The organism is Bacillus sp. FSL P2-0099, from assembly GCF_038007445.1.
GTDB classification, from domain to species: Bacteria; Bacillota; Bacilli; order Bacillales; family Bacillaceae_G; genus Bacillus_A; species Bacillus_A mycoides.
On the sequence record NZ_JBBOXE010000001.1, the window covers coordinates 3,492,689 to 3,518,572 of the forward strand.

The window sequence follows — 25,884 nt, forward strand, 5'->3', positions numbered from 1 at the left end:
CTTATTACATAATCACCAAAATGCTATATACCTTATTTTAGCTTATACGGACAAGCTTGGAAATATTCACATTCGAAATAGTTAGAATATTTATAGTCTAGATGAAATATTTCCCTTTTTATCACATAATTAGTTCATCACCGAAAGTTGGGGGTGACAAAATCAACGCCCGTTTCCAAGCGAAGACGTAGGAAGAAATGACTATCATTTCTATAACCAAAACCACGTCTTTTGATTAGTTTAATTTCATTATTTGTGCCTTCCATAATGCCATTTGAAAGTGGTGAAAGAATCGTATCAAGTAATGATTTTTCACGTGCAATCAAGGTTTTAACGATTTTTGAAACAACACCACATTGCACGATAAATCCTCTTTCTTCCTCGGTTAAATTACGCGGACGACGTGCAAGGCAACGATCGATAAAACGTACTTTGTGATGCTTTTTCGCTTCATTTAAATAACGTCTGCGTCTACGTAATGCTTCAGTGAAAAACTGGATTAAATGAAAGCGATCCAGTACGTGAACCGCTTCTTGAAAAACGGATTGAATTGCATTCGCCACGGCTGGTGCAAAATCACTAACCACCGCTTTGATGTTTCCTGTTACCTTCGATAAGACCGAGGCAATCGCCAAAATACGTCCAGTTTCTGCATTTAACACGCTTGTCGCATAAGAATGCCCTTTACGTATCGCAAACTCATCTACACAAATGTGTTGCGCCTCTTCTTCAACAAGTTGTTCGGGCGCATAGAAATAAAACCAGCGTTCTAATGTCGTATAAGGAACACCATATTCTCGTGCCACATCTGACAAGGTGCGCCAATGACAACGACACACAATTTTACGGCGAAATGAAGCCGTGGAAGAACGAATTAACCCAAGTCCATAATCATATGTAAATGTAAAGCCGCAGCACGTACAACGGTGGCGAGGAACGGCAAGTTCAATTCAGAGTTGTACCAATATGCCAAGCAAAGCCATGGCGCAAACGACGAATCGCGGATTCATGACGATGTGTTTTTCCAAAACAAATCGGACAAAGAACAGATTGTGGTGGGGCTTGAACGGGAAAAACAGCTGGTTCTTTCTCGGAAGGCAAAGCAATTGTAAAAAAACATGGTAATGGCAAAATCATTTTGATAAACTTAGAGTACAAAGTGAAAACTCCTCTCGTGGTTTGTCTCGACAACAATTACGATACGGGAGTTTTCACTTTGTTTACAGTCTTTTATGGAAAAAAATTCAACTTCCCTTAATTCAACCCCAAGTTATGGTGATGAACCATATAATTAGAAATAAATACAAAACTTGCGAGGATATATATTTTACAATTACTTATCAACCGATACGATAAACTTAACTAAATCTATACAATTCAATCAAATTCACACAAGTTAGTGCTTCAAAGTGTTCTCGCAACCCCGAAGGGACGAGGGGTATAACACTCCACACGAGGCAGTATCGTTACCTCATATTACCAAGCATTTATTTTACCCATCTTGATAAATTTATCGAAGCATTTAAATCCCTATCGTGATGGCTATTGCACCCAACACAGTCCCATTCACGAATCTTTAAACTCCACTGTCCTTCTGGTTGAACTGAATGGTCGTATTTAACGCTACAACATGAGCAAATCTTGCTTGAGGCGAACCATTTATCAGCTTTTACATACTCAATGCCATACTTCTCGCACTTGTATGATAAACATTGAAAGAAGAAGTTTAATTTTTGAAATGAAAATGCTTTCGATAGTTTTTTGTTTTTTAACAGGTTTGAGATAGATAAGTCTTCCACAACAATCCTCATTGGTTTGGTTTTCACCAATTTAGCTGTTGCTTGATGGATATGGTTATTTCGGATATTCATAATTTTCCTAAATAACCGCAGGTGCTCAGTTTTAGCTTTTTCATATCCGGCAGATTGAAATTTCACACCTTTTTTAAATCTCCTAGACATATCTCTTTGCGCTGACTTTTTCCTTTTCAAAAGTTTTTTAACCTTAGCATCTTTGTTTATATTTCGTTCTTTCGTACCATTAGAAGCTACAAACAACTCTTTTAAACCAACGTCCACACCAATCGACTCATTGGTTAGTTCTTGTGGTTCGAATTCTTCTTTGAACCCTACACTAATCCACCAGTGACGACCATCAAATGTAACTCTTGGATTTGATGGTTTTTTATTTCTTGGTAGTTGTTGGCTTGTTTTCACTTCTCCAATAGACTGAATATCAACTACTTTCTTTCCTATAATCAGTCTTTCATAATTGGCATAAAATCCTTGAATTAAATCTTTTTTGGATTTATAAGAAGTGTGATAACCATTTTTGTACTTTTTGAACGAATTTCTTCTCGCCTTATCAAAATCTTTTGAAGCCTGTTTTGGAACTTGTGCGTTGATGTCATTTAACCACTCATATCTCTTTCGTTTCTTGATCTTTGTAAATCGTTTCTGTAAAGCTAACTGTGAAACAGATTTTCCGAATAGCTTATAGTATCTATCACTGATTCTTTTACAATAGTTATAAGCAAATCTTGAAGCCCCAGCATGATTTATAAGCACTTTTTCTTGTTCAGGCGTTGGAATCAGTCTGACTTTCTTCGCCAATATCATCAGAAGTCAACTCCTTAATCATCTGATTAATTTTTTCTGCTTTCGCAACATTCACGCTCACCATTTCTAGCCACGTTGTAGTTCAATCAGCTTTAGGGATTGCCCGCAGTTAACCCTCACTACTAGCCAATCACTTGACTAGCAGGGCTTACTGATATATTTAATTAGCTTTGGTTATAATTGGTTAAATAAATCGTAACAGTTAGTTACCCTATTAGTAAAGAACTTCGCTATATACGAATATGTTTAGTTGTTTTAGTAATCGTTCTTTTATTTTTCAACGGTGAAAGAGTTGTTGAAATTTCTACAAATCATGATGCCGTAGAAAACGTTTCAACCAGTAATATGACACAGATTGCTGAAAATACATTTGCTATTCAAGAATATAATCCATCACTAAGTAGCGAACGTACGGTCAAAATTTTCAAATATAATCCGGATACAAATCACCTTACTCTAGTCAAAGAGTTTAGCACTAACGATACTGAGTCTTATACGTATCAACTTAATAAGAGTGAATAAAGATAAGAGCGCTATGTAGCTCTTATCTTTTTATTAGTATCTCTTTAAACAATGACTTACACGTTAATAATTCTCTAGGATCCCCGCATTCCACCATAATTCCATTCTTCATGACAACAACCCGATCTGCTATCATCGCCCTCTCGACATCATGTGTCGTCACAATTCTCGTTACATTCCCCTCTAGCCCTTTAAGCAGATTCCAAACCATTTCTTGATTGCCCGGATCTAATCCCGCAGTCGGCTCATCTAAAACAATGAGATTCGGATTTGATACAATCGCTCGCAATAATGCAAGACGCTTTCTCTCTCCTCCCGAAAACTCTTCACCGCTTTTATGTAGTACAGTCTGAATACCTTCAGATAAACTCCTAATAATCGACTTCGCATTTACAAGTTCCATATTTTTTTCTAACTGTTTTTCTAAGCCCCCTTCCCCGAAATATATATTCTCTTTTACTGTCGTTCGAAAAAAACGTGGTTCCTGCCATATAGTAGTCATACGAGCTTTATTACCGTAATAAGTAATCTTGCCACTAGATGGTTTATATAACCCTGTTAATAACTTTAAAAGCGTCGTTTTTCCTGCACCACTTTCCCCCACAATAATAACGAGTTCGCCAGGATTAATTTGCAAATGTATATTTTTAATTCTACACCTCTCTTCACCGTTCTCTTGAAATGAAACGTTTGTTAATTTCATTCCCATCGCTCTTTCTACATTTCTGTATTCAGCCGGTATATCTAAAAAGCCAAAAACTCGATTTGCCGAAGCAATAGCAACTTGTGTCATCATCAATAAATCACTCGCATAACGAACGGGGAAAAATAACATCTCAATTGTAGCTAATACCGCCACAAGCGAACCGACTTCCATATCCCCTTTTATTATTTTTTTTGCTCCTATAATAAGAACAACTATATATGCTCCTGTTTCTATTACCGTTCCAACTATCCCAATACAATGTTGTATCATCGTCTTCTTTACTTCCGTTTTATAAGATTGTGCCGTCACTCCTTTAAACAAATGAATTGCCCATTTTTCTTTTTGTAAACTACGTAAATCTTGTATACCTTTTACAAACTGTGACATTATCTCTACAACACTTGATTGATTTTTTTGAGCAATACTTGCAATATTTCTTACTTTTTCCCCCATAATCATTGGAACAATTGCACTTAAAAATAAAAACGGGGTTATCCACCATATGAACTGTACATCGATATGTTGTAGAGCTATGAACGCACCAATAAATTGTGCAATGGCGTGGATGTATTCTATTAATATAGATCCATATAACCTTACCCAATTCGGAATATCAGAAACGACTAATGTTTCTAACTCCCCTTGTTTTACCTTCTCACTTTCTTCAAACGGTAATAAGAAGAAATGACGTAATACATCTATACGCTTCTCTCGTAATATTCGCTGACTTACTTTTGAGCTTACATAATCAAATAACAGATTGTTCACCCACATCAAAAAGCGACTCCCCGCAAACAAAGCAATATATACATACGCACCTTTTAACTCCCGCTGAATAATGTTATCTACAATTAGCCCCATAAATAGCGGACGGGATAAATTCAAAATGTCAGCTACTATTCCGCTACAAATCGCACTAATTAGCAATAGCTTTTCTTGCAACAGCGGCAACATTATTCTTCTATATTCATTCATTGTCATTCCCCCAATTTTGCATAATAAAAGGAAAGGGATGAAACCAATTGGTTTCATCCCTTTCCCTCTGTACCTAAAGTAAGGAAGCTAACAAATGTTAGCTTCCTTATCATTCATTTCAATTATTTAGTTTGACACTTTAGACTCTTCGATTTTCGAACGAAGAACCATTTGCAAGATACCACCGTGACGGTAGTAGTCAATTTCAACTTCACTATCGAAACGAGCTACTACTTCAAATTGCTTCTCTTTTCCTTCTGCATCGATTGCAACTACTTTTACAAGATCGCGTGGTCTAACCGTTTTGTCAATTTGAATTTCAAATGACTCGTCACCAACAAGACCTAATGTTTCAGCACTGTCGCCATCTTTAAATTGTAATGGTAATACGCCCATTAATACTAAGTTACTGCGGTGAATACGCTCGAAGCTTTCTGCGATTACTGCTTTAATACCTAATAAGTTTGTACCTTTCGCAGCCCAGTCACGAGAACTTCCCATACCGTAGTCTTTACCAGCAATAACTAGAAGGCCTGTGCCATCTTCTTTATACTTCATAGCAGCATCATAGATAGATGTTACTTCACCAGTTGGCCAATATGTTGTATATCCGCCTTCTGTTCCTGGTGCGATTTGGTTTTTAATACGGATGTTTGCAAATGTACCACGCATCATAACTTCATGGTTACCACGACGAGAACCGTAAGAGTTAAAGTCGACTGGTTGTACGCCGTTTTCTAGTAAATAACGTCCAGCTGGCGTGTGCTTACCAATTGAACCTGCTGGTGAAATGTGGTCTGTCGTTACAGAATCACCAAATTTACCAACTATGCGTAAACCTGATAACGTTTCAACTTCACCCGGCTCTTTAGATAATCCTTCGAAGAACGGTGGGTTTTGAATGTATGTTGAATCATTATCCCAAGTATATAAAGCTTCATTTGAAGTTTGGATTTCATTCCAGCGCTCATTGCTGTTAAATACTTGCGCATATTCTTTTTTGAACAATTCAGATGTAACAACACTTTGAACTACATCTTCAATTTCTTTAGCTGCTGGCCAAATATCATTAAAGTAAACAGCATTACCATTTACATCTTTACCGATTTCATCATTTTTCAGGTCAATATCAACAGTACCTGCAAGTGCATATGCCACAACAAGTGGTGGTGATGCTAAGTAGTTTGCTTTTACAAGTGGATGAATACGACCTTCAAAGTTACGGTTACCAGATAAAACAGATGTTACTAATAAATCATTTGCTGCGATTGCTTCTTCTAATTCCTCTGCTAATGGACCAGAGTTACCGATACAAGTCGTACAGCCGTAACCAACTGTTTGGAAACCTAATTGATCTAAATACGTTGTTAAACCAGACTTATCTAAGTACTCTGTAACAACTTTAGATCCTGGTGCTAACGATGTTTTTACGTAACCAGGTACTTTAAGTCCTTTTTCAATTGCTTTCTTCGCAACTAACCCTGCTCCAATTAACACGTACGGATTTGACGTATTTGTACAGCTTGTAATTGCAGCAATTGCAATTCCACCTGTTTTCATCGTTACTTCTTGATCTTTCAATGTAACTTTCACTTCTTTATCAAACTCTTGCTCATTGAATCCAAGTCCTTGTGTTCCAACTGGTGCTACAACAGCTTTATGGAACTCCTCTTTCATATTTGAAAGCGGGATTAAATCTTGCGGACGTTTCGGTCCAGAAAGGTTAGATTCGATTGTATTTAAATCAATTTCAACAAGATCAGTATAGATTGGATCTTTACTATCTGCTGTATAGAATAAACCGTTTGCTTTACAATATTCTTCAACAATGCGAATTTGCTCTTCATCTCTACCTGTTAAACGTAAGTATTCTAATGAAATATCGTCGATTGGGAAGAATCCACAAGTTGCACCGTATTCTGGTGCCATATTTGAAATTGTTGCACGGTCAGCTAAAGGCATGCTCTTTAGTCCACTACCGAAGAACTCAACAAATTTACCAACTACACCTTTTTGACGTAACACTTGTGTTACTTTTAATGCAACATCAGTTGCTGTTGTACCACTTGGAAGTGTACCAGTTAATTTCACACCGATTACTTCAGGTACTGGGAAATATGAAGGCTGTCCAAGCATTCCTGCTTCTGCTTCAATACCACCAACGCCCCATCCAAGAACACCAATACCATTAATCATTGTTGTATGTGAGTCAGTTCCAACTAATGAATCTGGGTATGCAACTAAGTCACCTTCAGCATTTTTCACCGCATGAACAACCGGTGCTAAATATTCAAGATTTACTTGGTGTACAATACCTGTTGCTGGTGGAACTGCACGGTAGTTATCAAATGATTTCTGTGCCCAGCTTAAAAATTTATAACGTTCTTCATTACGTTTAAACTCTAAGTCCATATTGAATGCAAGCGAGTCCGCTGTACCCGCTCTATCAACCTGTACAGAGTGGTCAATTACAAGGTCTACAGTAATTTCTGGATTAATTTTATCAGGATCTCCGCCCATATCTGCCATTGCTTTACGAAGCGAAGCCAAATCTACAACAGCTGGAACACCTGTGAAGTCTTGTAAGATTACACGAGATGGTTTAAACGGAACATCGATATCTTGAACATCTTTCGTTCCCCATTTCGCTAAATTTGTAACATGTTCTTCTGTAATTACGCGTCCGTCTACTTGACGAAGTACAGATTCAAGTAAAACTTTCACGGAATATGGTAATTGAGATACGTTGCCAACCCCTGCGTTTTCAAGCGCTTTCAATTGATAATAATGATACGTCTTTCCATCTAGTTCAAAAGTTGCACGTGATTGAAATGGATTATGTTTGACCATTATGTTTCCCCCCTGTTAAACGTGACTAATTTGTCTGAATATAAAATGTAGACAAACTTTTCAATACCTTACGATAATATCTTATTACAACTTTCTAAATAAGTAAATAATAAGAAACTTATGGATTATCATAAGTTTTCTTTATCTTTCTAAATTTGAATAGTGTCCATGCTCTTTATTAATACTATTACTATAAAGTAAAGCACTCTTTCAGCGTTTTACTTTACGTTCATATATGCTATGAACGACTCATGGTTCGTCTATAAAAAACATTATAGAGGTGAGAAAAATGGGTAAAAGAAAAGCCAATCATATTATTTCAGGAATGAATGCTGCATCCGCCCAAGGGCAAGGAACTGGCTATAATGAAGAGTTCGCAAATGAACCTTTAACTCCGGCAGAGCGACAAAATAATAAGAAACGAAAAAAGAATCAGTAACGAAAAATCCCAAAAGGTATACCTTTTGGGATTTTCTCTAATGTTTATAACGTAACAAATCCGAAACTGTTACAAATCGATAACCCTGCTTTTTCAGCTCAGGTAAAATTTTTGCTAATGCCGCCACTGTTTGACTACGATCACTTCCTCCATCGTGCAACAGTACAATATCTCCACTTTTAGCATTTTTCACAACATGATTGACTATGGATTCTGTACCTGGATTCGCCCAATCACGAGGGTCTTGATGCCATGACCATAGAACAATTTGATACCCAGCTCTTTTTGCCGTAGTAAATACAGCATCATTAATATATCCACCTGGTGGACGGAACAATAAAGGTTCTTTCACCCATTTTTCAAAATATTGCTTTCCATTTAAAATATCATGTTCTAACTTTTCATCTGATGAATTACTCGCATACAAATGATTCATCGTATGATTTCCGATTTCATGCCCTTCTTTCAACACTTGCTTTACTAAGTACGGATTACGCTGAACTCGAAAGCCAATCATAAAAAAAGTCGCTTCCGCTTTATATTGACGTAATAACTCTAATACTTGCGGTGTATAAGTTGGGTCCGGTCCATCATCAAATGTAATTGCGATAATTTTTTCATTATTTGGCACTTCCCATGTTACATAGCCAGTTGGCTCTAGCTCTTTTCTTAACAACATTTTAGCTTCCACTTTGTCCACTTGAAATATATGTACTGCACAAATTAAAGAAAAAATTGATAGAATAATTTTTCGTTTCAGCATAGTAGCACTAAAAGTAATGAGGTTGTTGAATTCACAACAACCTTTTTCACTTTTCTATTTGATCTACATTTCGCATAATATTTTGGAGATTACTTTCATATTGCTCAAGTTGTGGACGCTGCGTTTCTGATGCTACTTCAAGTGCATTTTGAATCTGTTCGTACGCCTCTTGCACTTCTTGGCGTAACTCTTTTAAATCATGGCCGTAATTCGGGTCATTTTTCACAATATTATTGAATATATTTTCCGCTTGAACAACCCCTTGCTGCGCAGCCTGAAAAGCCTGTTGCTTATCTTTATGATATGGCATAACACTTTCCCCTTCCTATATGAGTTAGTCCTACTTATCTTTACCCGTTTCTCAAAAAACATTCTCGTATAAATTCGCAAACTTCTCTCATTCTAAATAGGGAGAGGAGGTGTAAAATACAATGGGTAAAAACAATAATCAATCTAATCGTCAAAACGAGAAAAAAGGGCAATCTTCTGGACAGCCCGAACCTTTAAGTGGATCTCACAAAGTTAAAAATCGTAATCATTCACGTCAAAAAAATCATGCACATCATGATATGTAAAGCAAAAGTATTCACACACACTGTATCTTTCACATAAAATGTTTATATTTTTCTATTTGTTCTTCACCTCCATTTCATTCATGCATAACATAGTATGAATTGAGATTTTACGGAGGGTGTCTTTCATGGGCAAGAAAAAGAAGGATTGTCTTTTTCATGTTGATGGTTTCGAAGAATGGATGGATCAATTTTGTTCTGATTCTTGTAGTAACTTTAGTTTTCCAAATCAAATTCATATTGACCTTTGTGAAACAGAGCAAGAATACATTTTGGAAACAGATGTACCAAATGCAACTGCACAAAATGTACTCATTAAAAAGATGGAGACAGGCCTAAACATTTGTATACTTTATAAAAACACTTCTTTACAGCGGATTGTTCCTTTACCTACTAATATCATTTATAACAAGATGCTAGCCTGTTTAGAGAATGGATATTTAGCCATTCATATTTCCAAAAACGAAGTTGCCAATAAGCATGAAGAGAAAGTCTTTTTTCGAATTAACGATTGATATAAATATAAGCCCGAGCAACATTTTAGTTTGCTCGGGCTCATGTTATTTCGCATGTATTTCTATTTTAGAATTTCTAATATATCTTTTTTTCATTAAACCTTTTGTCACTAAAAGAACTGGGAACGCTATGCTTGAAAATATAGCTAATGTTAAAAATACTATAAAGCCATTTTGATATCCATAATGATCGAGAAGTATCCCGCCAAACCAAGGACCAATTACTACTCCAATTCCTGAAAAGCCCATAGCTCCAAAATATGTCCCTTTCAAATGTGAAACAGCTATCTCATCAATAAATACATCTGTCATTGAAAACATTAATACTTCTCCGAATGTAAAAATAATTGTACATATAGCAGCCCCTAACATAGATTCTACTAGTCCAAATCCAAACAATCCCCCGCTCACAAATAACGTTCCAACCATAATAGATGCTAACGGCGTATACTTTTTACACATTTGAATAACAGGGTATTGAATAACTACTACTGTAACCGCATTTAAAGTTAGCATATATGAGAACAACTTTACTCCATCTTGAAATATATGTGCGTTTGCAAAATATTGAGATAGTGTCGTCGTTAAATGTGAAAAACCACTATTACTCAAAATGATTCCGACTAAAGCAACTAAAAATACTATGTCTTTTCGCAAAATCCGAACCGCACTTAACATTGTGACCGGATTTTCTGTAGTTACTTTCTTTTTATCAAGTGGATATTTCTTAAATTGAAACGCTAATATAACTGTATATAAAATGTACACTCCAGCGGCTACTAAAAAAGGAATCGTTGATTTTGCACTTCCAATCTGTAATCCAACAAGTGGACCCATCGCTACTCCAACATTTATTGCACCGTAACGCAAATTATATACGAGTAAACGATACTCTGGTTTCGTTAAATCTGATAATAAAGCTCTTGATGTCGGTTCAAAAAAAGAACGACATAATCCATTCAAAGCGTTTAATAGAAAGAAACTCAAAACATGATCTGCAACTGAAAATCCTATAAATACAAACACCCAAACAATCATGGACCATATTATAATCATCTTTCGACCAAATCGATCCGATAAATTGCCTCCAATAAAACTAGCAAACACTCCAACAAGCGCACTCGTTCCAATGATAGCACCGGTCATTCCAGCCGATACGTCTTTAACAGTCGTTAAATAAATCGCTAAAAAAGGAATGCTCATTGAAGTTGCAAACCTAGCAAATAATGTCCCTATAATGATACTCATTCCAAGTGGATGAATATTTTGTAACTTCCCCTTCATCTTTAAACCTACTCTCCCTTTTCTTACATAAAAAAAGAAAGCAAAGGATCTGCTTTCTTTTTCCTTTTTCTACACTTGAGATGTTTATACCCGAGCTGTTCTCGTTATTTCCATATCAATTCCGTATGTAAACTGTAGTTCTTTACAAACATCTTTAATTAAAATAGCTACATTATACTTTTCATTAAATTCTAAAACAATGCTTTCTACTTCTTCATATGTATACTTATATTCGCCAGTAATTACACTTTTCAAATCAAAGCATTCATTAATACAAAGCTGGACGAGTAATTGTTCATACTTCTCTATGACATCTTCTTTTTTCCAAAGTAACTCCTTTACATATAACCGATCAAATTTCACACTTTCTCGATTACAATCCGTTAAAATCCGGGTCATCTCATTTAATTCTCGATATAATTCGGAAATATTTCTGCTTAAACTAAGCAACTTATCTACGCCGTTTTCATATGGCATTTTCATTCCCCCCCGCATTTTCTTCTTATTATAGCAAGAAAATTCTAAAAAAAGTTTCTTTCTTCTGAAATATTAGGAAACTAATTTCAATTGCTTTACAATGAAACTAGCTAACACGAAAGGGGAAAGAAAATTGGAGAAAAAATTATATTACATCGACGCTTATAAGAAAGACTTTACTACTAAAGTTATAAAACAAGAGCATGATACAGAAGGAAACTTATATGTTGTCTTAAATGAAACTGCATTTTATCCAACAGGCGGCGGACAACCACATGACACTGGAACTTTAAATGGTATTCCGGTAATTAACGTTGAAGAAGTAAATGGAGAAATTCGTCATTTCATAATAGAACAATTACATACAGAAGAAGTAGAAGGTAAAATAGATTGGGAGCGCCGTTTTGACCATATGCAACAACATACAGCTCAGCACATTTTATCCGCTGCTTTTTGGGATCACTTTAACATACCGACAATCGGGTTCCATCTTGGAAAAGAAACTATAACCATTGATTTAGAAACTGCCAATCTTTCTACAGAAACTGTTGAGAAGGCCGCACAAATTGCTAATCAAATTGTTTTTGAAAACCACCCTATTCGTATTAAATGGATGAACTTAGAAGAGGCCAAAGCATTCCCCCTTCGCAAAGAACCAACTATGACAGAAAATATACGGGTTGTTATCATCGAAAACTATGACTACAACGGTTGTGGTGGAACACACCCGAAACATACAGGTGAAGTAGGCCCTATTCAAGTACTAGGATGGGAGCGCAATAAAGGTGGTATACGATTAACATTTATCGCTGGTTGGCGCTCTCTTAAATTAATGGGACAACAGCAACAAATTATGAAAGATGTTTCTAAACAATTGAACAGTAGCGACACTGATATTCCAGCAAAAGTAGCACAACTTCTTACCTCTCAAAAAGAAAACGAAAAGGCAGTACAAGCAATGAATGAAAAACTATTATTTGTAGAAGCAAATGAACTATTACAACAACCTGCAGAAATATATGCTGGAACACTTATCTCTCGAGCATTTACAAATCGCTCTATGCAAGAAGTCGCAAAACTAGCTGCTATTATTACGGAACAACAAGAACACGCAATTACATATTTCGTTATTGAAAATGAGGACAAATTACAATGTATTCTCGCTTGTGGTAAAGCAGTGACACTCGATATGAATACACTTTTAAAAGATTCCCTTCCTACAATTGAAGGCAAAGGCGGAGGCAATAAAAAGAGTGCTCGTGGTGGTGGGAAAGCAATTATGAGTGGGAACGAATTTTTAAATCAACTTGTTTCTTCTTTACAGTCAGAAGTGTAGATTATTTTATAAAGTGGATGTCATTGAACTGTGTGACATCCACTTCTCTTTTCTTCTTCGTGCACAGTAGTACAGTAAATGAAATTATATGAACGATTCTATAAAAAATATCGATTTCCCAACAAAATACGACAATAAACACAACTTATAGAGTAAGAGGAGGCTGTTCTAAAATAACAGCCTCCTCTTATGTTTACAAACCAATATTTTGTTTTAACCCTTGATAACTTCCTGCGTTCAAGAACTTTTCAGATGCAAGTTTAATGAACTTCTCAGAAAAACCATATCTACTCAATTCTTCTATCGCTACCATTTGTACATCATGAATTGGATTAAGATCAAATTCATGATGTACAAATGGTAGCGTAATTTCACCTTCAATCCTTTCAAGCAGAAACGTAATATGTAATAAAGATGGACTAGCATCTGGTTTATCACAAACATAGAGTAGCTTCTTAATTTTAACTTCTAATCCTGTTTCTTCTCTCATTTCTCGAATCATCGCTTCTGCTAACGTTTCACCATTCTCTACCCTTCCCCCAGGTAAAGACCAATTGCGATTAGCAACTTTTTGCTTTACTAGCAATACTTTTTCATCTTCAATTAAAATTCCCGTAACACGAACTTGCATTACACTTTCCATATGTAATCTCCTCTTCCCGTTATATTTACAAATTAATCCTTCTACAAAAAGAACATATGTTTTATAATTAAAGAAAATTATGGAAGAAAGAAGTTGTTACATCTATGCGTCCACCTTTAACAAAGTCTATATCACTTGAAGATTTCCAAAACTTTTATTGGTTAAAAGCAGAACTCCAAACATTTTGTCGTGAGCATGGTTTGTCAGCTAGTGGCTCTAAGATTGAAATAACCGAGCGTATCTCACATTATTTACATACTGGTAAAATATTAAAAAACAGCTCTAGTCAAAAGGTGAGTAAAGCTTCCCTCTCTTATAAAGAACTTTCTCTTCAAACGATTATTACTAACAATCACCGCTGTAGCGAAGATGTTCGTTCTTTTTTCAAAGAAAAAATCGGAGCAAACTTCCGCTTTACAGTAGCTCTTCAAAAATTTTTTAAAGAGAATGTTGGAAAAACATATGAAGACGCGATAACGTTTTGGTATGAAGAAAACGAACGAAAAAAAGATCCTACATACAAAACAACTATCAGCGCGCAGTTTGAATACAATCGTTTCACTCGCGACTTTTTCGAAGATCCAAATAACAAAGGGAAATCAAAAGCTGATGCTATCGCTGCTTGGAATGAAATAAAAGCAAAACCTGGTAGTAATGCTTATATTCCTCAAAAAGTAGAAAACTAGTCCCTTTCTAGTTTTCTACTTTCTCAAATAATAGCGCAAGCCCTATTCCACCACCAATTCCTAACGTCGTAATTCCATATTTCATATGCTCTCTTTGTGCTTGATAAAACAAACGTGTCACAAGCATAGCTCCAGATGCACCGTACGGATGACCGAGCGCAATTGCTCCACCATTTACATTTAATTTTCCAAAAGGAATTTGTAACTCCTTTGCACAAGCAACAATTTTTGAAGCAAATGCTTCATTTATTTCAAAATAATCGATGTCCTCTACTTTCATATTCATTTCGTTTAATAATTTGTTCACCGCAAATATCGGACCAGTCCCTGGAAGATTGGGATCCACGCCAACTACAGCACTACGAACGAAACGAAGTACAGGCTTGTATCCTAATTTTCGGGCTTGCCCCTCTTCCATTACAAGAACAGCACATGCTCCATCATTTACACCGCACGAATTACCTGCCGTTACTGTACCATTTTTCAAAAATGCGGGCTTTGTTCTTTTAATCATTCTTTCATAATTCATTTCTCGTTTTATAGATTCATCTAATAATCCATTAAAATAATGAGGTAATATCTCTTCTTGTATATATCCTTTTTCTAATGCTTGCAGCGTTCTTTTATAGCTAAGACAAGCATATTCATCTTGCATCTCTTTTGTTATGTTATATTGCTCTGCAACATACTCAGCCGCTAATCCCATATCTGGATCACCAATTGTTTCTGGTGAAAATCGCGCTCTATTTTGAAAAGGTGATGTACTTGTACTCTCTACTCCTCCTGCAATATAACAATTACCTGCGCCGCCTTGAATGAAATGACATGCGGTGCGAATCGCTTCCAATCCAGCGCCGCATTGCCTATCAATCGTTACACCAGGAATATGATAACCAAGTCCTGCCGCTAAAGCAGATAATCTTGCAACATTCCCTCCCGGCCCCACAATATTCCCTAATATGACATCGTCTATTTCTCTCTCAATTCCTTTACTTAAAAACGTAAGAAGCGGCGTTACTAATTGCTGAACTTCATAATCTTTCAACATCCCATTTTTCTTACCAATAGGTGTTCTTTTCGCTTCTACAATAACCGCTCTATTCATATATCTTCTCCCGGTTTTCAATCATATTTTTTGCTGCATTGCGAGCTATTTTCCCGCTATTTGTATAAGGTATTTCATCAACAAAGTACCATTCTTTCGGTATTTTAAAAGATGATAATCGTTGTAAGCAAAAACTCTTTAATTGTTGCTTTGTAGCACTTCCTTTTACGATAGCGACAGGCTTTTCACCCCAGTAACTATCTTCTACACCAACCACAACTATTTCTTCAACAGCTGGATGTGTCTGTAATACCCTTTCTATTTCTTCTGGATAAATATTAATTCCTCCAAATAAAATCATATTCTTCTCTCTACCAACAATATATATAAAGCCTTCTTCATCTTGGTAGCCCACATCCTGCACTGTCATCCAGCCACCTTCGGACAATTGCGGGATTATAGCTCCATCCGATACATAGCCCATAAAAAATTGATCACTTTTCACATACACAGTTCCTATCTCACCTGTCTGTACTTCTTCTCCTGCTTCATTACATATTCGAACTTGTACATTATGACAAGGTTTCCCTACTGAATTCGGTTTTCTTTCACTCTCTTCATCAACCAATGCCGTTACAAAGCTTAGCTCAGACGCACCATAAAACTCATATCTTTTTGCATAAGGAAACACATTCTTCATCTTCTCTTTTGCTTCAGCTTCCCATTTCGCTCCTGACGAAATAATTTTCATTTCACTTTCAATTACTTTATTTTCTTTATACAAAGACTCAAGCATTGTAGGAACTGTATACATTACAGAAATATTCTCTATCCTTATAGTAGATAGCACTTGAACTGGTACAAACTTTCTCATTATGTGTACCGTTTGCCCTAAAAACAATGCACTTATTGCCCCGTATAAGAAAAGAGAATGAACGAGCGTCCCAGCTATTAAAATAGAATCTTCTTTTTTCATATGAAAGTCATGTATATTGCAATCAAAACTATGAACCCACGATTGTTGTGCACGTAAAAATGCTTTTGCCTTCCCAGTCGATCCTGATGTAAATCCCATATAAAACGGAGCATTTTGTACACTTTCTACAGGATTATATGTAGGAAGATAGTTCTCTATCATTCTTTTCCACTCATCAATTTCAATTACTCTTCCTTCTTCATCCGGTAGATCATTGACCTTATATCGCTCTGTCACAATCACATCCGGATTACTAATTGCAATTCTTTCTTTGAGCTCATCCTCTTTCCACTTTATATCTAACGGCACACAAACCCATCCAGCCATCGCGGAACCCGCAAATAGTTGTAAAAACTCCATACTATTTTCTAATACAATTGCTATCGTTTTATTCTGCGATTCTTTTTCATTCAACCAGTTTTCTACTTTACATACTGACTCAAACCACTCTTTATATGTTAATACTCGATCATTTTCCTTTATTGCTATTTTATTTGTTTGTAAAGAGGCATACTTTTTATATTCTTTTGTAATCCCCATTTGAGACGTCCTTTCTTTACAAAATAATAAAAAGAAACACGCAATAAACGTGTTTCTTCTCTTTCTTATCCCGCATTTGTATATTTCCCACTCTTGAGAGCAGGCGTAATAATATGTTTCAATGAACGATGTAATTTCGTTACAAGAATTGCTGCTATAATCGCTTTTATGCAATCACCTGGTAAAAATACGGCACTTACTTTCATCGTCTGCCATATAGAAACATCCATAAAGAAAGCTTGTACAATAATACCAAATACATAAACTACGAAAATACCACCAATTATATTAATACATAATACCTTTATTATAGAAACTTCACGTAAACGCTCAATTAAATAACCAATGACAAACGCTCCAACGATATAACCAAGTAAATATCCTGCACTTGGCCCAACAAATACGCCTGGACCACCGCGTCCACCAGCAAGTAATGGTGCTCCAACTCCAACTATAAGTAAGAAAATAAGCTGACTTAACGCACCAAGACGTGATCCTAACAATCCACCAGCAAGCATAACACCGAGTGATTGTAATGTAATCGGAACTGGTGTAATAGCAAGAGCAATTGGGGGTATTAATCCTAACACTCCCATAATAGAACTAAATAAAGCGACGAAAACTAAGTTTTTTGTATTCATATTTGCTTCTCCCATTTGTAAACTTAAAATGATTTTTAGGTAACATATTATAGGAGTTATATTATCTTTTCACTAGCTTTTTGTCAACTTATTTTTAATATTGGTTTACAAATATAAATTCAATTATTTCTCTTTATGCAAATGCTCAAGTTCTTTTCGAAGTGCCTGTTTTAAAAACTTCCCAACAGATGTTTTCGGTATTTCTTCCATAAATACAATATCATCTGGTAACCACCACTTCGCAAACTGCGGTTTTAAAAACTCATATATTTCTTCTTTTGTAACCGTACTATTTTTCTTTTGAACAACGCAGGCAACTGGGCGTTCTTGCCACTGCGGATGAGGAATTGCAACGACAGCCGCTTCAAATATAGCATCATGTGCCATTAAAGCATTTTCAAGATCCACTGAAGAAATCCATTCTCCCCCGCTTTTAATAACATCTTTCGTACGATCAACAATTTTCACGCAGCCTTCCTCATCAACTGTAACAACATCACCAGTATATAACCAACCGTCTCGGAATCCTTCGACAGTACGATCATCGTTATAATAGCTTTCAGCGATCCAAGGTGCTCGTAAACATAACTCTCCCATCTCAGTACCATCCCACTTCACTTCACCGTTTGTACCGACTACTTTCATCTCTACACCAGGGACAAGATATCCTTGTTTTGAGCGGATTTCTAATTGCTCTTCATATGATAATTCTGTTTCATAACTTTTTAAACGTGCAAGTGTTACGAGCGGGCTTGTTTCAGTCATACCATATGCATGTACGAAAGGAACATTATATTTTTGCTCAAATGCTTTAATAACGCTTTTCGGTGCAGCAGCACCACCGCATAATATTCTCGTTATACTAGATAAATCGTAACTATTATTTTCTAACTCTTGTAATACACCGAGCCAAATTGTCGGCACACCTGCTACTATCGTTACTTTTTCAGCTTGAATCATTTCTAATAAAATTTTCGGAGTAAACATCGGTCCTGGAAGAACTTGTTTAGTTCCAAACCAAGTGGCTGCAAAAGGAAGTCCCCAAGCATTCACATGAAACATTGGTACAATAGCCATTGCCGCATCACTTTCTGATAAAGCTGTCGTATCTGCTAAACCAAGTGCCATACAGTGCAGAACTGTACTACGATGTGTATAAACAACACCTTTTGGATTCCCTGTAGTCGCTGACGTATAACACATACCAGCAGGTGTATTTTCATCAATATCTTTTACAAATTGGAAATTGGAATCGCCTTCTTCTAATAGCTTTTCATAATGATATACAGGCTGCAGTGTAGTTTTTGGAAGTTCGTCTTTATCAGTCATAATAATGTAGGCTTGTACGGTTGATAATTGTGATTGAATATTTTCAACAAGTGGTACGAGATCTTCATCAATAAGTAAAATTCGATCTTCTGCATGTTGAATAATGTATGAAATATGTTGAGGAGATAAACGAATATTAATTGTGTGTAAAACGGAAGCAATACCTGGAATAGCAAAATATGCTTCCACATGTCGATGATGATTCCATGCTAACGTTCCTATGCGCTCGCCTTCTTTAATCCCAAGCTTTTTTAACGCACTGGAAAGCCTTCGTGTCCTTTCCCCTAGCTGCTTATACGTTAAGGTCGTAACTGTATCATGCGTCCGTGAAATGATTTCTTTCTTTGGGAATAGTTTTTCTGCCCTTTCCATCATAGAACTAATCGTTAGAGGTACATTCATCATCATATTGTTTACATCCTCCCTTTAAAGCGTTTTCATTTTGTTCATTATAACAGACTTCTACAAAAAATTACGATATTTTTTCTGTATTTTCTGAATTATTTCTTTGGAAATAATTCAGAAAATACTAGGAGAGAATCTATTAAAATTCCTTCTTACGATATATAAATACCGAAATAAAAAAAGAAAAGATATATAGGATAACGCCAAATATTGTATATAGAATTGAAATGTATACAGATGAATTTAAATTTGATATTGGAAATTGTTCTATTAGATAGCCAATTACACTTTGTAATCCAAAATAAGTAACAAGTCCCCCGCATGCGCCTCCAATTGTAATAGCATCAGATTTTTCTGCTCCAAAAATATAGAGGAGTGGATAGGCTATTGCTCCGGCATTAAGAATGATGAAAGTCCCTAAAGAAACACTCTTGAATATACCATCATCAATTGGTGTATCTGAAACTAAACCATATACATAAAATACGCCATAAGATAATAAGGTACCAATAATTACAACTAAAAAATAGAAAAAATAGTGACTTTGCACAATATTACTTCTAGTAACCGGTAAAGTAAGTACATACTTTTCATAACCCGACTTACTCTCATATTTAATAACTTCAAGTGCAGGAATCGCAGCAAATAAGATAATGAACGTAGCAATTAAACGGTACATTGAAGCATCACCAAAATAAAACACGAATCCCGCTCCCAATATCGCTATTCCCATGAACATAAAGAAAGTTCGATACACTAGGTAATAGTTTGTCAATAATAAACCTCTCATTTATTTTTCACTCCTCGTTAATAAGACACTCATTTCTTCTATCGAGATGGTTCTATGAGCAATCCCACTTGGTAATTTATATACATCTGATACGAGTACATTGAAATAAGAACCATGGTTCCTCTTTGCCACAACTATATCTTTGTTGATTAAAGTTAGTTGTTCCACATCAACATCTACAATGGCGTAACTGTCCAAAACCTTATCTTTTTCTTCATTCAATAAAATTTCTCCATCTTTTATAATGATAAGGTGGCTAGCTATTTTTTCTACATCACTCATAATATGAGAAGAAAGTAATATACCACCATTACTTTTACTCACAAAACTTTTTAATTCCTCTAACACGCCCTCCCTAGATGAAGGATCAAGACCTCCCGTCGCTTCATCTAGGATTAATAATTTTGCATTATGCGACAATGCAACAGCTATGGATAGTTTCATTGACATCCCACGTGAGAATTCACCTACTTTTTCATCAGTAGGTAAAGAGAAAGAATGAACTAATCGATAAAAATTTTCTATGTCCCAAGATTCAAACATCTTTTCAAAAACCTTATTTAGTTGTTTTATTGTAAGATGAGCCGGTAGATTCATAGCATCAAATACGACTCCAATCTTTTCCTTAATCTTGGCATGTTTATTTATATTTTCTTCACCAAATATTTTTACTGTACCGCTATCTTTAGAAATTAATTGTAGTACTGTTTTAAATGTTGTTGATTTACCTGCTCCATTATCACCAATAAATCCAACAATTGATCCAGACGGCACACTGAATGATACATCTCTTAAAACAACTTTGTTTCCAAATGATTTACTCAAATTTTCAATTTCTAAAAGGTTTGACATCATTCCACTCCTATCTTAGCTTTTAATAAAAAAACGAATTAAAACACGTTTTCTCCTATTAAAAATTATCCACTTTTTCTCTCACTTTCTTTTTTAGTTTAAAGATAAAACGATTGCTATATTCTTTATTTTCCGCTAAAATTCTGTACGTTTCTAATACTCCTAAAACACTAACAAAAAGATAAAAACCAATTGCAATAAGAACCACACAGTAAGGATAATACTGTACTAACTCTCCTGAAGTGATATGCTTTTTCTCAAACAAAAATGGTATTGCACCCGCTGCTATGAAACAAAGTCCAACAATTACTACTGCAGCATATTTCTTTTTAATAGTCGCATATCTTTTTGTCAATTCTTTTAAAAAGTTTGGATCAAATAGTAGTTCTTCCTTTTTCAATACATTGTATCGACTCTCTTCTATCGTTACAGGTACCATAATCGCTCCAATTCCAAGGACAGCAATAATAATGATAAGGAATGTAGACATTGTTGGATCTTCTTTGAATAATAAATACGGTATTGTAGATAAAATAAGCAAACTAAACCCTAATGCGATATATTTAGAAATTTTTTGCCCATATACTATATACCCTTCTGCCATTTCCTTACTTACATAATAACCATGTTCCTTTTCATTACTTTGCTCAGCAGTTTCTTTTAATAAGTAATCAAGCGATACTTCAAATACATTTCCAATCATTATTAGCTTTTCAGTTTCTGGAAAACCTTGACCGTTTTCCCATTTACTAACCGCTTGCCTTGTCGTGTTTAATTTCTCAGCTAATGCTTCTTGAGAAAGGCCTTTTTCCTTTCTTAATTTAAAAAGTTTCTCACCAAATCCCATATGTGTGTCCCCCTTGTTTTCTTAACTAAATTGTATGTAAACATTGCCCCTATCTCTATCTTCCTGCGGTTGCACTTTGTCAACTTACGGTTGCGATTATGTTATATGGCGGTTTTGTATACGTTTTAGCTGTTTTTCTTCTATGATTATGGCGTTAATAAAACAACCCCTCTCAATAACCAATTATAACAATTAAAGGTAATTATTGTTATAGAAATAAAAAACTCCCTTATTCATTTAAAGGAGTTTTCGTTATGACATATTTCATTTATTCCTATATCTTTCTCGGGATATACAATACCTTTTCGTATCACGATATTTACCTTTTACAAACAAATCATTTTGAATCGTACACTCATACTCCATATTTAAACGTTTCATTAGTCTTTCAGTTGCTTCATTTTCTGAATTACATCCCGCTTCGATGCTATTAAGATGTAACTCATTAAATCCATAACTAAAAAAAGCTAACGCCGCTTCGGTAGCTAGTCCTTTCCCCCAATATTTTCGCGACAAGGTGTATGCAATTTCCGATTTATGTATAGTTGAATCATAACTTATAAATCCACATGTCCCTATGAGTTTCTGCTTCTCTTTTAATACTATTCCAAGAGGAGCGACTTTTTCTTTCTCATATCGTTCCATGATTTCATAAATAAACTTTTTCGTACCATTTAACGATCGATGTTCATCTCATACAGTATAAGTTGTTAATTTATTATCCGAAGCATACTCGGATATATGTAAAATATCACTCATATTAATTTCCCTTAATATAAGACGTTTCGTATACAACGCTGGATATGACCACTTCTCAACAATCATAACGGCTTCTGTTTAAACTTTTCATAATTCCGTACCTTTAATAAAAGGATATTCCCGCAATCTGTACAAATATAAGCATCCACTGGTGAAGATGTGAACATCGTCTCCTTTTTCCGTATTTGTGCATAACCGATAAACTCACCTTCTCCTATGTTATGAGAACCGCAATGAGAGCATGTCTGCACGTCTTTCTGTTTCATGAGAGCACCACCTTTAATCTGTTTCTACTCCCTTCGACAGTTCACTTCCATTTCCCTTCCAAAAAACCTCTTATTCTCTTACATTTCAACAGGAATCTCAGAACAAAAATCGTATATGTACTATGAACTATATTAATTGACGGAGGAATCTTATGAGTACTATTATGACATTCAATGCAGCACAAGAAATTGAAAACGCAGAAATAGATATGCTCTCTTCTAGATTAGCGGCACTGCAAGCGATGAGCGGAAATCCAATGCAAATACAAATGAAAAAATTCGGGAGTGCTACTGCCTTTTCATCAAAAGTAATTGCTGGTCCTGCTTTTAATACGGTAAAAGGCATTACATATACAAATACAGATGCGATAGATGAAATCATCTCTTATTATGAATCGCTACAAATCCCTTGTCGTTTTGAAATTACACCAGCGCAAGGTACAGATGAACTATTTCAATACTTATCTAAAAAAGGTTTTTATCAATCTAGCTTCCATACCGCTTTATATAGTATACCGGGACAAGATTTTCCGCTTCCCCCTTCTAACATTTCAGTACGCAAACTGAAAGAAAATGAGTTTCATACTTTTGCAGATATTTATATACGTGGATTTAATATGCCGTCCTTTACAAAAAATGGTGTTCGTCAAAATAATGAAATTCTTTACAATAAACCAGGATGGCATTTTTTCATAGCCGAAGTTCAAAACACTCCTGCTAGTATAGGGGTACTTTATATAAATAAAGGTGTTGCTTCATTAGCTGCTTCTGCTACTTTGCCAGAATTTCAACGTAAAGGTTGTCATACCGTATTAATTCAAAAACGAATTGAGACCGCTCTTGAATCCAATTGTAATTTAATAGTTGGACAAGCAAGATTCGGTAGCGGCAGTCAAAATAATATGGAACGTGCCCATATGAAAATTGCTTATACAAAATCAATATGGACTGCGAAAGACATATAATTAACTTTCTTTTTCTTTCTATTACGAATGTATACATTTTATGACAATTACCTTTCTATCCTGTTACTCATTTGAATATTCAAACTAAATTTGTTACGCTATTACCAGATACATCATTCAACTTGCAATATGAAAAGAGAAGTCTACTCAAACTACAAGGAGGAGAAATGTATGACTAAACATGATCATGGTTTAAAAGAAAAAGTAGAAGGTGCCATTGATAAGGTAAAGGGTGAAGTAAAGGAAGTTGTCGGGAAAGTAACTGACAATAAAAAATTACAAGCCGAGGGAAAATGGGATAAGGTGAAAGGCACTGCTAAAGATACGGTTGGTAATATAAAAGAAAAAGCACATGAATATAAGGAACATAAATAATAAAAAACACGTTAGATGCATTTTCATCTGACGTGTTTTTTAGTTCAGCTTATATACATAATTAACCAAATATCATACGGTATATTTTTATTTCTCTATACTCTTTGTAAGTGGTTCTTTAAATGCATTTCTATTCCATACAGCGAAAACAATAAGAGAAATAATAAAGAATACAACAAGACATATACCCAAATAATCAAAATTAACTACCTGAATGAGATTCCAAAACGGTCCCTGTAAATTATAGCTTTCAATAAGTAAAGATAATAGTTGATAACCCCCTATTAAAAAAGCCGTTATAACAGATATTGAGGTAATTAATACGTTATATGAATTTCTAATTCGACTATTTTCCATTGCCCACTTATAATTCGTATTCATGAATGTACTATCTAATGTATCCATCAACGACATTCCTGCAGCAAACAAAATGGGAAAAGCAAATATACTTACAAGCGGGATAGATTGACTTGTTGCAGTTACTGTAGAAAGAGCAATTAATCCGATTTCACTTGCTGTATCAAAACCAAGCCCAAATAAAAAACCGATCATATACAATTGCTTTTGACTATCAATAAACCTAAATAAGCGCTGCGTGAAACGATATATAAATCCTAAGTTTTCTGGTTGCTTATCCTCTTGGCTTCGTAACACTTTAATAAGGTACAACAGATTGGTAAGCCCAATAATAATAAGAAATGTACTAGAAACAATTGTGCCGATAATACCGCCTATAGTAGAAAAACTCTCCATTCCATGTTTTGCTGTTTTTCCAATTAAAGCAATTAATACGATCATCACAAATACTACAGTAGAGTGTCCTAATGAGAAGTAAAACCCCACCCCCTGTGAGTTTTTACCTTTTTCAATTAATTTCCGAACAGTATTATCAATTGCGACAATATGATCACTATCAAACGCATGACGCAATCCTAAAGAATATGCAATAATAGCCATTCCAATTATGCTATTGCCTTTATACAGTGCAGGTAATAATAAGAGAATTCCAAGCACATGAAGAAATATAATAATAACAAAAAAATTAGTTGCTTTTTTCAGTTCACTTTTCCACATAGTTACTAACCCTTTCTACTTTAGATTGAATACTCTTGAAAAAGAAAAGTGCCATCATAAAAACTACAATCGTTATAATAGTCACTAAAATAATTACAAAATCATTTAACATGCCTGTATTATTTGTAAGTGTTAACAGGGCTGGTATCGTTGCAGTAATCCAAGATTCAATGAAGCAAACAATCCCTACATAAATATGAATCTTCTTTTTCAACCCATCTTGCAAGAAAAATAAAAACCAAAGGAACGCCCAAAAGAACCAAATTATTGTACTTTGTAGACTTCCACTCTCATGTAATTGATTCGCTATTCCCATAACCGTTGCAATAATAGCAACCCAAAGAGAATAGTAGCCTACACCTGAAGAATCAAGTTCTAATATATTCGTAAGGCCAACATATAAATAAGTAAAACCAAATAAAAAAATAGTTCCATTAGATAGGATAGTCCACTCATTAGATTGACTTCCTGTAAATAATAAATATAGTGGTGTCAAAGTTTGTAATGCCCCTACAAATAAATTGAAGTACCCTACACTTTTGCTATCAATGAGTTTAAAAGCTGCTAGTGCATTCATAAATAGAACTGCACCGACAAATAATAATCCCACATTAGTCATAGTATCCCCTTCTCC

Annotated in this window: 28 protein-coding genes and 1 pseudogene; 8 read left to right on the forward strand and 21 right to left on the reverse strand. The window is 35.2% G+C overall.

The features are described from left to right. Nucleotides 1-137 precede the first annotated feature (137 nt). The 3 genes from MKY90_RS17960 to MKY90_RS17970 all read right to left on the reverse strand — a co-directional run bounded on the left by MKY90_RS17960 (nucleotide 138) and on the right by MKY90_RS17970 (nucleotide 2,618). Nucleotides 138-806 carry a transposase gene (locus MKY90_RS17960; RefSeq protein WP_141506976.1) on the reverse strand — a complete coding sequence of 223 codons (669 nt, stop codon included), beginning with the start codon at nucleotides 804-806 and terminating at the stop codon, nucleotides 138-140. 139 nt (nucleotides 807-945) lie between these two features. Beyond that, a complete protein-coding gene (locus MKY90_RS17965; protein WP_078205708.1) occupies nucleotides 946-1,158 on the reverse strand; it encodes a hypothetical protein in 213 nt (70 codons plus the stop codon). Between the two features lie 329 nt (nucleotides 1,159-1,487). Then, on the reverse strand, nucleotides 1,488-2,618 hold the full coding sequence (locus tag MKY90_RS17970) for an RNA-guided endonuclease InsQ/TnpB family protein (RefSeq protein WP_341092188.1): 1,131 nt from the start codon (nucleotides 2,616-2,618) through the stop codon (nucleotides 1,488-1,490). Between the two features lie 192 nt (nucleotides 2,619-2,810). Here MKY90_RS17970 and MKY90_RS17975 point away from each other — a divergent pair, with 192 nt between their 5' ends. Next, nucleotides 2,811-3,140, forward strand: a complete 330-nt coding sequence (locus MKY90_RS17975; protein WP_078204935.1) for a YmzC family protein — start codon at nucleotides 2,811-2,813, stop codon at nucleotides 3,138-3,140. A gap of 22 nt (nucleotides 3,141-3,162) precedes the next feature. On the opposite strand, the gene MKY90_RS17980 is transcribed toward MKY90_RS17975, so the two are convergent. Beyond that, the gene (locus tag MKY90_RS17980; protein ID WP_341092190.1) at nucleotides 3,163-4,878 is read right to left on the reverse strand and encodes an ABC transporter ATP-binding protein; all 1,716 of its coding nucleotides are present in this window, start codon (nucleotides 4,876-4,878) and stop codon (nucleotides 3,163-3,165) included. A 69-nt stretch (nucleotides 4,879-4,947) separates the two neighbouring features. After that, on the reverse strand, nucleotides 4,948-7,671 hold the full coding sequence (gene acnA / locus MKY90_RS17985) for an aconitate hydratase AcnA (protein WP_061676017.1): 2,724 nt from the start codon (nucleotides 7,669-7,671) through the stop codon (nucleotides 4,948-4,950). A 289-nt stretch (nucleotides 7,672-7,960) separates the two neighbouring features. Here acnA and sspO point away from each other — a divergent pair, with 289 nt between their 5' ends. Then, the gene (sspO, locus tag MKY90_RS17990) at nucleotides 7,961-8,110 is read left to right on the forward strand and encodes a small acid-soluble spore protein O (protein WP_002033549.1); all 150 of its coding nucleotides are present in this window, start codon (nucleotides 7,961-7,963) and stop codon (nucleotides 8,108-8,110) included. Between the two features lie 37 nt (nucleotides 8,111-8,147). Here the strand turns inward: sspO and pdaB are convergent, their stop codons facing one another. Together pdaB and MKY90_RS18000 are read right to left on the reverse strand one after the other, a co-directional pair. Beyond that, entirely contained in the window at nucleotides 8,148-8,873 is a 726-nt protein-coding gene (gene pdaB / locus MKY90_RS17995) for a polysaccharide deacetylase family sporulation protein PdaB (protein WP_080683322.1), read from the reverse strand. A gap of 46 nt (nucleotides 8,874-8,919) precedes the next feature. Beyond that, on the reverse strand, nucleotides 8,920-9,183 hold the full coding sequence (locus tag MKY90_RS18000) for a hypothetical protein (RefSeq protein ID WP_002014282.1): 264 nt from the start codon (nucleotides 9,181-9,183) through the stop codon (nucleotides 8,920-8,922). A 121-nt stretch (nucleotides 9,184-9,304) separates the two neighbouring features. Here MKY90_RS18000 and MKY90_RS18005 point away from each other — a divergent pair, with 121 nt between their 5' ends. Together MKY90_RS18005 and MKY90_RS18010 are read left to right on the forward strand one after the other, a co-directional pair. Beyond that, nucleotides 9,305-9,448, forward strand: coding sequence for a small acid-soluble spore protein P (locus tag MKY90_RS18005; RefSeq protein WP_002014281.1), 144 nt, complete (start codon nucleotides 9,305-9,307; stop codon nucleotides 9,446-9,448). Between the two features lie 125 nt (nucleotides 9,449-9,573). After that, on the forward strand, nucleotides 9,574-9,960 hold the full coding sequence (locus tag MKY90_RS18010; protein WP_002033545.1) for an Hsp20/alpha crystallin family protein: 387 nt from the start codon (nucleotides 9,574-9,576) through the stop codon (nucleotides 9,958-9,960). A 45-nt stretch (nucleotides 9,961-10,005) separates the two neighbouring features. Here the strand turns inward: MKY90_RS18010 and MKY90_RS18015 are convergent, their stop codons facing one another. Then, entirely contained in the window at nucleotides 10,006-11,244 is a 1,239-nt protein-coding gene (locus MKY90_RS18015; protein WP_061676016.1) for an MDR family MFS transporter, read from the reverse strand. 84 nt (nucleotides 11,245-11,328) lie between these two features. Next, entirely contained in the window at nucleotides 11,329-11,721 is a 393-nt protein-coding gene (locus MKY90_RS18020) for a hypothetical protein (RefSeq protein ID WP_002137716.1), read from the reverse strand. A gap of 133 nt (nucleotides 11,722-11,854) precedes the next feature. Between MKY90_RS18020 and MKY90_RS18025 the strand changes: the two genes are divergently transcribed. Beyond that, nucleotides 11,855-13,057, forward strand: coding sequence for an alanyl-tRNA editing protein (locus MKY90_RS18025; protein ID WP_176523416.1), 1,203 nt, complete (start codon nucleotides 11,855-11,857; stop codon nucleotides 13,055-13,057). A 193-nt stretch (nucleotides 13,058-13,250) separates the two neighbouring features. On the opposite strand, the gene MKY90_RS18030 is transcribed toward MKY90_RS18025, so the two are convergent. Beyond that, nucleotides 13,251-13,700: an NUDIX hydrolase gene (locus MKY90_RS18030; RefSeq protein ID WP_341092196.1), complete on the reverse strand. Its 450-nt coding sequence runs from the start codon at nucleotides 13,698-13,700 to the stop codon at nucleotides 13,251-13,253. Nucleotides 13,701-13,804: 104 nt separating this feature from the next. Here MKY90_RS18030 and MKY90_RS18035 point away from each other — a divergent pair, with 104 nt between their 5' ends. Next, on the forward strand, nucleotides 13,805-14,386 hold the full coding sequence (locus MKY90_RS18035) for a DUF6434 domain-containing protein (protein ID WP_002033539.1): 582 nt from the start codon (nucleotides 13,805-13,807) through the stop codon (nucleotides 14,384-14,386). Nucleotides 14,387-14,393: 7 nt separating this feature from the next. Here the strand turns inward: MKY90_RS18035 and MKY90_RS18040 are convergent, their stop codons facing one another. The 9 genes and pseudogenes from MKY90_RS18040 to MKY90_RS18080 all read right to left on the reverse strand — a co-directional run bounded on the left by MKY90_RS18040 (nucleotide 14,394) and on the right by MKY90_RS18080 (nucleotide 22,836). Then, the gene (locus MKY90_RS18040; RefSeq protein WP_002142717.1) at nucleotides 14,394-15,491 is read right to left on the reverse strand and encodes an acetyl-CoA C-acyltransferase; all 1,098 of its coding nucleotides are present in this window, start codon (nucleotides 15,489-15,491) and stop codon (nucleotides 14,394-14,396) included. Beyond that, on the reverse strand, nucleotides 15,484-16,947 hold the full coding sequence (locus tag MKY90_RS18045) for an acyl-CoA synthetase (RefSeq protein ID WP_098167689.1): 1,464 nt from the start codon (nucleotides 16,945-16,947) through the stop codon (nucleotides 15,484-15,486). The genes MKY90_RS18040 and MKY90_RS18045 overlap by 8 nt, the downstream gene beginning before the upstream one ends. Before the next feature lie 65 nt (nucleotides 16,948-17,012). Beyond that, nucleotides 17,013-17,588, reverse strand: a complete 576-nt coding sequence (locus MKY90_RS18050) for a biotin transporter BioY (RefSeq protein ID WP_001093321.1) — start codon at nucleotides 17,586-17,588, stop codon at nucleotides 17,013-17,015. 123 nt (nucleotides 17,589-17,711) lie between these two features. Beyond that, a complete protein-coding gene (locus MKY90_RS18055; protein WP_098167688.1) occupies nucleotides 17,712-19,325 on the reverse strand; it encodes a long-chain fatty acid--CoA ligase in 1,614 nt (537 codons plus the stop codon). A gap of 136 nt (nucleotides 19,326-19,461) precedes the next feature. Beyond that, nucleotides 19,462-20,112: an ABC-2 transporter permease gene (locus MKY90_RS18060; RefSeq protein WP_002146309.1), complete on the reverse strand. Its 651-nt coding sequence runs from the start codon at nucleotides 20,110-20,112 to the stop codon at nucleotides 19,462-19,464. After that, nucleotides 20,113-20,964, reverse strand: a complete 852-nt coding sequence (locus tag MKY90_RS18065) for an ABC transporter ATP-binding protein (RefSeq protein WP_098167687.1) — start codon at nucleotides 20,962-20,964, stop codon at nucleotides 20,113-20,115. It abuts the gene before it with no gap. A gap of 58 nt (nucleotides 20,965-21,022) precedes the next feature. Continuing rightward, nucleotides 21,023-21,811 carry a helix-turn-helix domain-containing protein gene (locus MKY90_RS18070; RefSeq protein ID WP_002146304.1) on the reverse strand — a complete coding sequence of 263 codons (789 nt, stop codon included), beginning with the start codon at nucleotides 21,809-21,811 and terminating at the stop codon, nucleotides 21,023-21,025. 264 nt (nucleotides 21,812-22,075) lie between these two features. Further along, a pseudogene (locus MKY90_RS18075) lies at nucleotides 22,076-22,636 on the reverse strand (GNAT family N-acetyltransferase). Next, nucleotides 22,633-22,836 (reverse strand): hypothetical protein, encoded by a 204-nt coding sequence (locus tag MKY90_RS18080; protein WP_002146302.1) that lies wholly within the window; start codon nucleotides 22,834-22,836, stop codon nucleotides 22,633-22,635. Before MKY90_RS18080 ends, MKY90_RS18075 begins: the two are co-directional and overlap by 4 nt. 152 nt (nucleotides 22,837-22,988) lie before the next feature. Between MKY90_RS18080 and MKY90_RS18085 the strand changes: the two genes are divergently transcribed. Both MKY90_RS18085 and MKY90_RS18090 read left to right on the forward strand, forming a co-directional pair. Beyond that, nucleotides 22,989-23,801 carry a GNAT family N-acetyltransferase gene (locus tag MKY90_RS18085; protein WP_098167686.1) on the forward strand — a complete coding sequence of 271 codons (813 nt, stop codon included), beginning with the start codon at nucleotides 22,989-22,991 and terminating at the stop codon, nucleotides 23,799-23,801. 171 nt (nucleotides 23,802-23,972) lie between these two features. Beyond that, entirely contained in the window at nucleotides 23,973-24,176 is a 204-nt protein-coding gene (locus tag MKY90_RS18090) for a CsbD family protein (protein WP_002137730.1), read from the forward strand. A gap of 87 nt (nucleotides 24,177-24,263) precedes the next feature. On the opposite strand, the gene MKY90_RS18095 is transcribed toward MKY90_RS18090, so the two are convergent. Continuing rightward, on the reverse strand, nucleotides 24,264-25,250 hold the full coding sequence (locus MKY90_RS18095; RefSeq protein ID WP_002128522.1) for a HoxN/HupN/NixA family nickel/cobalt transporter: 987 nt from the start codon (nucleotides 25,248-25,250) through the stop codon (nucleotides 24,264-24,266). Beyond that, on the reverse strand, nucleotides 25,237-25,869 hold the full coding sequence (locus MKY90_RS18100) for an AmiS/UreI family transporter (RefSeq protein ID WP_098167685.1): 633 nt from the start codon (nucleotides 25,867-25,869) through the stop codon (nucleotides 25,237-25,239). Before MKY90_RS18100 ends, MKY90_RS18095 begins: the two co-directional genes overlap by 14 nt. Nucleotides 25,870-25,884 lie beyond the last annotated feature (15 nt).